Source organism: Allobosea sp. Root670, from assembly GCF_001429415.1.
In the GTDB taxonomy this organism is placed as follows: Bacteria; Pseudomonadota; Alphaproteobacteria; order Rhizobiales; family Beijerinckiaceae; genus Allobosea; species Allobosea robiniae.
Genome location: NZ_LMJU01000001.1, coordinates 1,239,620 through 1,247,012, shown reverse-complemented (window position 1 = coordinate 1,247,012; position 7,393 = coordinate 1,239,620). Strand labels below are relative to the sequence as shown.

7 protein-coding genes are annotated in these 7,393 nt (G+C 66.7%); 3 read left to right on the top strand and 4 right to left on the bottom strand.

Annotated features, from left to right (window positions below; translation table 11 throughout):
• The coding region (locus ASE61_RS05745) for a methyl-accepting chemotaxis protein (RefSeq protein WP_162260070.1) at nucleotides 1–1,341 on the bottom strand (1,341 nt) is incomplete at its 3' end.
• 415 nt (nucleotides 1,342–1,756) lie between these two features.
• Nucleotides 1,757–2,941 carry a DNA recombination protein RmuC gene (locus ASE61_RS05740; RefSeq protein WP_061965413.1) on the bottom strand — a complete coding sequence of 395 codons (1,185 nt, stop codon included), beginning with the start codon at nucleotides 2,939–2,941 and terminating at the stop codon, nucleotides 1,757–1,759.
• A gap of 114 nt (nucleotides 2,942–3,055) precedes the next feature.
• Here ASE61_RS05740 and def point away from each other — a divergent pair, with 114 nt between their 5' ends.
• The 3 genes from def (at nucleotide 3,056) to truA (ending at nucleotide 5,502) form a co-directional block, all read left to right on the top strand.
• On the top strand, nucleotides 3,056–3,595 hold the full coding sequence (def, locus tag ASE61_RS05735) for a peptide deformylase (protein WP_061965412.1): 540 nt from the start codon (nucleotides 3,056–3,058) through the stop codon (nucleotides 3,593–3,595).
• A gap of 171 nt (nucleotides 3,596–3,766) precedes the next feature.
• Entirely contained in the window at nucleotides 3,767–4,696 is a 930-nt protein-coding gene (gene fmt, locus ASE61_RS05730) for a methionyl-tRNA formyltransferase (protein WP_061965410.1), read from the top strand.
• A 53-nt stretch (nucleotides 4,697–4,749) separates the two neighbouring features.
• Complete coding sequence (truA, locus tag ASE61_RS05725; protein ID WP_061965408.1) at nucleotides 4,750–5,502, top strand: tRNA pseudouridine(38-40) synthase TruA; 753 nt, start codon at nucleotides 4,750–4,752, stop codon at nucleotides 5,500–5,502.
• Nucleotides 5,503–5,514: 12 nt separating this feature from the next.
• Here the strand turns inward: truA and ASE61_RS05720 are convergent, their stop codons facing one another.
• Both ASE61_RS05720 and dapE read right to left on the bottom strand, forming a co-directional pair.
• Nucleotides 5,515–6,099: a hypothetical protein gene (locus ASE61_RS05720; RefSeq protein WP_142114774.1), complete on the bottom strand. Its 585-nt coding sequence runs from the start codon at nucleotides 6,097–6,099 to the stop codon at nucleotides 5,515–5,517.
• 68 nt (nucleotides 6,100–6,167) lie between these two features.
• A complete protein-coding gene (dapE, locus tag ASE61_RS05715; RefSeq protein WP_142114775.1) occupies nucleotides 6,168–7,379 on the bottom strand; it encodes a succinyl-diaminopimelate desuccinylase in 1,212 nt (403 codons plus the stop codon).
• Nucleotides 7,380–7,393: the final 14 nt, after the last annotated feature.

The window sequence follows — 7,393 nt, the reverse complement described above, 5'->3', positions numbered from 1 at the left end:
GAAGCCCTTGCCGGCATCGCCGGCACGGGCCGCCTCGACCGCGGCGTTGAGCGCGAGCAGGTTGGTCTGGAAGGCGATGTCGTCGATCACCCGGATGATATCGGAGATCTTCTGCGAGGCGCTCTCGATCCTGGCCATGGCGTCGACCGCCTGGCCGGCAATAGTGCCGCCGCTCTCGGCTGCCTGCATCGCCTCGTCGGCGATCCGGGCTGCATCCTTCGAGGCCTGGGCCGAGGCCTTCACGGAAGCCGCGAGCTCCTCGGTGGTGGCGGCGGTCTCCTCGAGCGAGGAGGCCTGCTCCTCGGTGCGCTTCGACAGATCGTCGGCGCCCATGTTGATCTCGCGCGCGGCGAGGCCGACATCGGCCGAGGTCGTCTGGATCGTCGCGACCGTGTCGGAGAGGCGATCCACCGTCTCGTTGAAGTCGTCGCGCAGCTTGGCATAGGCGGCGGGCATGTCCGCCTCGATGCGGTGGCGCAGATCGCCCTCCGAAAGGGCGGCAAGCCCCTTGGCGAGCGCTTCGACGACCCGTTCCAGTTCCTGAGCCTGCTCCATCTGCTCGCGCGCCGCCGCTTGTCGCTGTGCCTCTGTCTGGCGGCGGGTTTCACCCATCAATTCGGCCTGCGCGGCAGCATCCTGTTCCAGCCGGATCTTCTCGATGGATGCATGGTGCAGCACCTCGACGGCGTTGGCCATGGCGCCGAACTCGCGGTCGCCGCCGAAAGCGGGAACGGGCGTGTCCAGATCACCTTGAGCGAGCCGCTTCAGAGCCGCGCTCAAGGTCGCGAGCGGCTTCATCATGCGACGTACGAGCCAGAACAGCAGACCCGCCGCGACGGCCGCGATCGCCAGGCCTGCAATGATGTTGGCGCGGATCATCTCGCCGATGACGGCCAGGAATTCCTCCTGCTTGATGCCGACATAGAGAATGCCGATCACGTTGCCGTCCGATTTCTGGATGATCGGCTCGTAGATCGTGAAATAGGGCACGCCGAGAATGTCGGCCGCGCCGGAATAGGTGCGTTTCTCCTTGAAGACGGCATCATGGGCCGGGCCTTGTGCCAGCTTGGTGCCGACGGCCCGGGTGCCGTCCGGCTTCATGACGTTGGTCGTCACCCGGGTATCGCCCATGAAGACAGTGGCGGTACCGCCGGAAAGCTCCTTCACCTTGTCGACCGCGGCGAAGTTGCCGTTGACGCTTTCACTGCCGAAAATGAGTTTGCCGCCCTCGAATCTGGGCTCGCCCTTGGCAAGAAGGATATCCCGCAGAAGGTTGATGTTGACCGTCAGGCTCGACTGGGCCCGCTCCCGCATCGCCTTCTCGGCCGCGCGAAGGGACACCGCAACAGAGGCCGCCACCGCAACGCCGACAATCAATACGGCCAATATCGCCAGACGTGTCGCGATCGGAAGTCGCAGAAAAGGCAGTTTCAGCATGAAGAGCCATCTCTCGGGAAGAACGACGCGGTATGGCAGCTACGGAGTGCACGCCGCCGGCAACGCATAGATTTAGGCTGCAGGCGTGGTCGAGATGCCTAGTCCAGGCCGGCATTCGATCGTATTGAGTGCTGATAGCGCCTGAATTTCTTCCAGATAATGCTTAAAACTGTTCTAATGCCGCAACGGGCGGGCCGCCCGGGCATGAGCGCGTACTTTCGCTGTGGCCGGCCGAGCAGCGCAGCTTCCGCATCGCAAGTGCAGAAATCAAAAGCGCAGGAAGCGTTTGCCGTGACGGCAGGCGTGAAGGCGCCGGTGCCTACTCGGCAGCGCGTTTCAGCTCCAGCCCCTTGGCGAAGGGCAGCTTCGGCTCGCTCTTCTCGTCGTCGAAATCGAGCGCGCCGATCCTCTCGGCGCGACTCGTCACCTTGCCGGCCGAGGTCTTGATCTGGCCGACATCGTCCTGTGCCTGCCGGAAATGATTGTCGAGCTTGTCGACGCGCTCGCCGAGCCGGCGCACGTCGTCGAGCAGCTTGCCGACCTCGGTCTGGATCACCTGCGCTTCCTCGCGCATCCGCGCATCGCGAACCAGCGACTGCATCAGCTGGATCGCCAGTGCCAGGAGCGAGGGCGAGACGATCATGATGCGCGCCCGGTGCGCCCGCTGGACGACATCGTCGAAATGCTCGTGCAGATCTGCATAGATCGATTCGGAGGGCACGAAGAGCAGGGCGATGTCCTGCGTCTCGCCGGGCAGGAAATAGCGCTCGGCGATATCCTTCACATGCACGCCGACATCGCTGCGCACGCGCTGGCCGGCCGTCTTCTTCGCGTCGTCGCCGCGCGCCTCGCGCAGCAGCGTGAAGCTCTCCAGCGGGAATTTGGCGTCGATGACGAGGCCGCGCCCGTCGCCGGGCAGGGTGACGAGGCAGTCCGGCCGCTTGCCGTTGGAAAGCTGCGGCTGGAACGCGAAGAAGGCGGCGGGCAGCCCGTCGCGGACGATCGCTTCCATCCGGCCCTGGCCATAGGCGCCGCGCGCCTGCTTGTTGGCGAGCACGTCGCGGAGCGTCACGACCTCGGAGGTGAGATCGGTCAGGTTCTTCTGGGCGCTGTCGATCACCGCCAGCCGCTCCTGCAGCTTGCCGAGGCTCTCGGTGGTCTGGCGGACATTCTGCTCAAGGCCCTGGCCGACCTTGTGGCTCAGGCCGTCCATCCGGTCGGCGACGAGGCGGGCGAGATCGCCCTGCCGGGTCGACAGGATTTCGGCCATCGACTGCATCCGGCCGGCGAGCTCGGCCTGCTGGCGGTTCATTTCGGCGACCTTGTCGTCCATTTCGCGGGCGCGCTCAGTCGCCATCGCTGCCTCGATCGCGCGGCTCCGGCCGCCGCGCCAGCTGGCGATCACCGCCATCAGCAGCAGGGCGAGGCTCAGGCCCCCGAAGCCCAGCGCGGCCTCGGCCCATGTCACCGGGCGTTCCAGCAGGGTGAAGGCGATCTCGTTCATGCGCGGGAGCCTAGCCGATTCGGCAGGGAATTGCGAACGAAAGCGGAACAGTTTGACCGCTCCTCCACAAATGCTTATGTCCCGGGCTCAACAGCTCTTTCTCCTTGGAATCCCATGTCCGTTCGCCCGCTCGTCATCCTGCCCGACGCCCAGCTTCGCCTCGTCTCGAAGCCGGTCGAGGCCGTCACGCCCGAGATCAGGACGCTGGTCGCGGACATGTTCGAGACGATGTACGACGCGCCCGGCATCGGGCTCGCGGCGATCCAGATCGGCGTGCCGCTGCGCGTGGTGACGATCGACCTGTCGAAGCCCGAGACGAAGGAGGGCGAGGAGCCCGAACCGAAGAAGCCGCAGGTCTTCATCAACCCGGAGGTCACCTGGTCCTCGGACGAATTCAGCGCCTACGAGGAAGGTTGCCTCTCGATCCCGGAATATTACGAGGAGGTTGAGCGCCCGGCCGAGGTCAAGGTCCGCTACATGGATCTCGACGGCAAGACCCATGAAATCGCGGCCGATGGCTTGCTCTCGACCTGCCTGCAGCACGAAATCGACCATCTCGATGGCGTGCTCTTCATCGACCATATCTCGCGGCTGAAGCGCGAGCGCGTCACCAAGAAATTCGCCAAGGCAGCCAAGCGCGAACGGGCTGCGTAGCGAGCGGTCGTATCCGAGCCCTCGTCCTGAGAGCCGCGGTGCGCGGCGTCTCGAAGGGTGCTTCAGGAGGCGACAGGATCATCCTTCGGGACGCAGCCTCTGGCTGCTCCTCAGGATGAGGGCTGTTCTATTCTTCCCGGTATCGAGCCGGGCCAAGGTAAGGTCGAGCGTATGAGCTTGCGCGTCATCTTCATGGGCACGCCGGATTTTGCCGTGCCGGTGCTGACCGAGATCGTAGGCCAGGGGCATGAGGTCGTCTCCTGCTACACCCGCCCCCCGGCGCAGGCTGGCCGCGGCCTCGAAACGAAGCCTTCGCCGGTGCATCGCGCTGCCGAGCGTTTCGGCATCCCGGTCTTCACGCCCAAGACGCTGAAGACGCCGGAGCAGGCCGAGATCATCGCCTCGCACCAGGCCGATGTCGCCGTCGTCGTCGCCTATGGCATGATCCTGCCCCAGGCGATCCTCGATCTGCCGGAGCTCGGCTGCCTTAATCTCCACGCCTCGCTGCTGCCGCGCTGGCGCGGCGCCGCCCCGATCCAGCGTGCGATCATGGCGGGCGATGCCGAGAGCGGCGTCTGTGTCATGAAGATGGAAGCCGGTCTCGATACCGGACCCGTCGCCATGGTCGAGAACCTTGCGATCGGCCCGGACATGACGGCCGGCGAATTGCACGATCAGCTCAGCCTGCTCGGCGCCGATCTGATGGTGCGCGCGCTCGCGGCGCTCGGGCGCGGCGGCCTGCAGTTCACGCCGCAGCCGGAAGAGGGCGTGACCTATGCGAGCAAGATCGCGAATGCCGAGGCGAAGCTGAGTTGGACCCTGCCGGCGCAGCAGGTCCACGATCTCGTGCGCGGCCTTTCGCCCTTCCCGGGTGCCTTCGCCGAGATCGACCTCGGCAAGGGGCCGGAGCGCCTGAAGATCCTGCGCACGGCCCGGGCCGGCGGCGCGGCCGAGCCTGGCACGCTGCTCGACGACGAGGGCAGTGTCGCCTGCGCCGTCGGGGCGGTGAAGCTGCTTCAGGTCCAGCGCGCCGGCAAGGCGCCGATGAGCGGGGCCGAGTTCCTGCGCGGCGCCCGGCTCGGAGCCGGCGACAAGCTTTGAATGAGCAGGCCATTGTCCGAAAACCGCCTCGCACTTTTCGGTAGCGGACTCTGATGCCGCGCTACAAGCTCGTCATCGAGTACGACGGCACGCCGTTCTCGGGCTGGCAGCGCCAGCTCAACGGCCCGTCCGTGCAGCAGAGCGTCGAGGAGGCTGTCGAGGCCTTCTGCGGTCATCCCGTCCGCTTGCATTGCGCCGGCCGGACCGATGCCGGCGTCCACGCCACCCATCAGGTCGCCCATGTCGATATCGACAAGGAATGGCGCACCGATGTCGTGCGCGACGCAACCAACGCCCGGCTGAAGCGGATTCCTGTCGCCGTGCTCAGCGCCGAGCTGGTCCCCGGTGATTTCGACGCCCGCATCTCGGCGCGGCGCCGCTATTACGTCTACCGCATCCTCGACCGCCGGGCCCAGCCGGCGCTCGATCGCGACCGCGTCTGGCATGTGCCGGTCAAGCTCGATCACGAGGCGATGGACCGCGCGGCCAAGGCGCTGCTCGGCCAGCACGACTTCACCACCTTCCGTGCCGCCGAATGCCAGGCCAACAGTCCCATCCGCACGCTGGATCGTTGCGATGTCCGCCGCGAGGGCTCCGAGATCGTCGTCTATGTCCATGCCCGCTCCTTCCTGCATCATCAGGTCCGCTCGATCGTCGGCTGCCTGAAGATGGTCGGGATGGGCCGCTGGCCGGAGAACAAGGTCGGCAAGGTCCTGGCCGCCCGCGACCGCTCGCAATGCGCGGCGCTGGCGCCGTCCTGCGGGCTCTATCTCGCCGGGGTCGACTATGTCGATCCGTCGGCTTGAGGCCGCGGCGCCTCAGAACAGGCCGAACAGCCGCGTGACGCCGTAGTCGAGGACGAGGCTGGCAGTGACCAGCGGCAGGGCGATGCCGCGGGCTACCGGTCCGAAAACCGCCCGCGCCACGCAATAGCGCAGCCTCAGCACGATCGCGGCAAAGAAGAGCGACTGCACGATAGCGAGCTTCGGCGGCGCCCAGCCGATCGCGAAGATCGCCGCCGGGACCGCCATCAGGCTGGCCGAGACGATGCCGGCCCAGTTCCAGGCGATCACGAAGCTAGTGAAGCGCGGACTTTGCGCGAGCTCCGGGCGCAGCACGATCAGCAGGGCCGGGACGGCAAGGATGGTGAGCGCCATCGCCGCGATCACCGACAGGGCGAGCGTCGGCGCGGCGAACAATCCGGCGCTGTTCGGCAGCCCGGCGACCAGGCGCACCGCCGCGAGGATCGCGACCGTCGCCGGCAGCATCAGCGCGAAGGCGAGAAAGGAGCGCCAGAACCCATCCCGCGTCAGGTCGAGCTCGGGGAGAGCTTCGGCGCCCCGCGTCATGAGGTGCCAGGAGCCGCGCAGCGAACGCGCGACGTCATCGGCTGCCAGCCTCATCACGGTCTCCATCATCTGCGATCTTAGACTTTCGTCTAACCGCGATAATGGACCGTGGTTCCGTCGCGTCAAGCCTGACGGTGCGCGGCAAAATAGCTGGTAATCAAACGATGCGTGATCCGTTCGAGCGCCACGAGGTCGGCGACGGCGACGGATTCGTCGATCTGGTGCATCGTCTTGCCGACGACGCCGTATTCGACGACGGGGCAGTAGTTCTTGATGAAGCGCGCGTCCGAGGTGCCGCCCGTGGTCGAGAGCGCCGGGCGCTTGCCGGTCTCGGCCTCGATCGCGTCGGCGACGATCGCGATGAAGGGGCCGGGTTCGGTGAGGAAGGCGACCGCATTGGTCGGCTGGACCTCGAGTGTGTAGCGAACCTGGTTGCCGGCCGCCTCGTGCAGGCGCCGTTCCAGTTCGGCGGCGAGCGTCTCCGGCGTCCATGTGTCGTTGAAGCGGATGTTGAAGGCCGCCTTCGCTTGCGCCGGGATGACGTTGGTCGCGGGGTTGCCGACATCGAGCGTCGTCACTTCGAGATTGCTCGGGTCGAAATGCTGCGTGCCGCCGTCGAGCGGCGTGGCGTCGAGGGCAGCGAGCAGGCGCACCATGCCGCGGATCGGGTTGTCGGCGAGATGAGGATAGCCGACATGACCCTGCGTGCCCTGCACGGTGAGCTTGCCGGTCAACGACCCGCGCCTGCCGATCTTGATCATGTCGCTCATCGTCGCCGGATTGGTCGGCTCGCCGAGGATGCAATGGTCGAAGCGCTCGCCGCGCTCATGCGCCCAGGCGAGTAGCTTGACCGTGCCGTTGACCGAGGGGCCTTCCTCGTCGCCGGTGACCAGGAAGGCGATCGAGCCGGGCGCATCGGGATTGTCACGGCCGTAGCGGATCGCGGCTGCGACCATGGCGGCGAGCCCGCCCTTCATGTCGCAGGCGCCGCGCCCGTAGAGCGTTCCATTCTCGATCGCGCCGCCGAAGGGCTCGCGCGTCCAGGCGGCCTCGTCGCCGACAGGAACGACATCGGTATGGCCGGCGATCACGAAGACCGGAGCGGTGCTGCCGATGCGGGCATAGAGATTCTCGACATCAGGCGTGCCGGGCTCGCTGAAGACCGGGCGATGCACATCATAGCCTTCCGCCGAGAGCACGGCGGCAAGCAGCGCGAGCGCGCCGCCTTCTTCAGGCGTCACCGAGGGGCAGCGGACCAGGGCCTGCGTCAAGGCGACGGGGTCGGCCGGGTCGAAAGGCAGTGCGGGGGTGGGGGAGGTGGGTGCGGCGCTCATTCCGCCGCTTTAGA

Excerpts from the sequence above, each read along its gene's own strand:
- ASE61_RS05720 (WP_142114774.1), bottom strand. The coding sequence starts at position 6,099 with ATGAGGCTGGCAGCCGATGACGTCGCGCGTTCGCTGCGCGGCTCCTGG.
- dapE (WP_142114775.1), bottom strand. The coding sequence starts at position 7,379 with ATGAGCGCCGCACCCACCTCCCCCACCCCCGCACTGCCTTTCGACCCG.
- def (WP_061965412.1), top strand. The coding sequence starts at position 3,056 with ATGTCCGTTCGCCCGCTCGTCATCCTGCCCGACGCCCAGCTTCGCCTC.
- ASE61_RS05740 (WP_061965413.1), bottom strand. The coding sequence starts at position 2,941 with ATGAACGAGATCGCCTTCACCCTGCTGGAACGCCCGGTGACATGGGCC.
- truA (WP_061965408.1), top strand. The coding sequence starts at position 4,750 with ATGCCGCGCTACAAGCTCGTCATCGAGTACGACGGCACGCCGTTCTCG.
- fmt (WP_061965410.1), top strand. The coding sequence starts at position 3,767 with ATGAGCTTGCGCGTCATCTTCATGGGCACGCCGGATTTTGCCGTGCCG.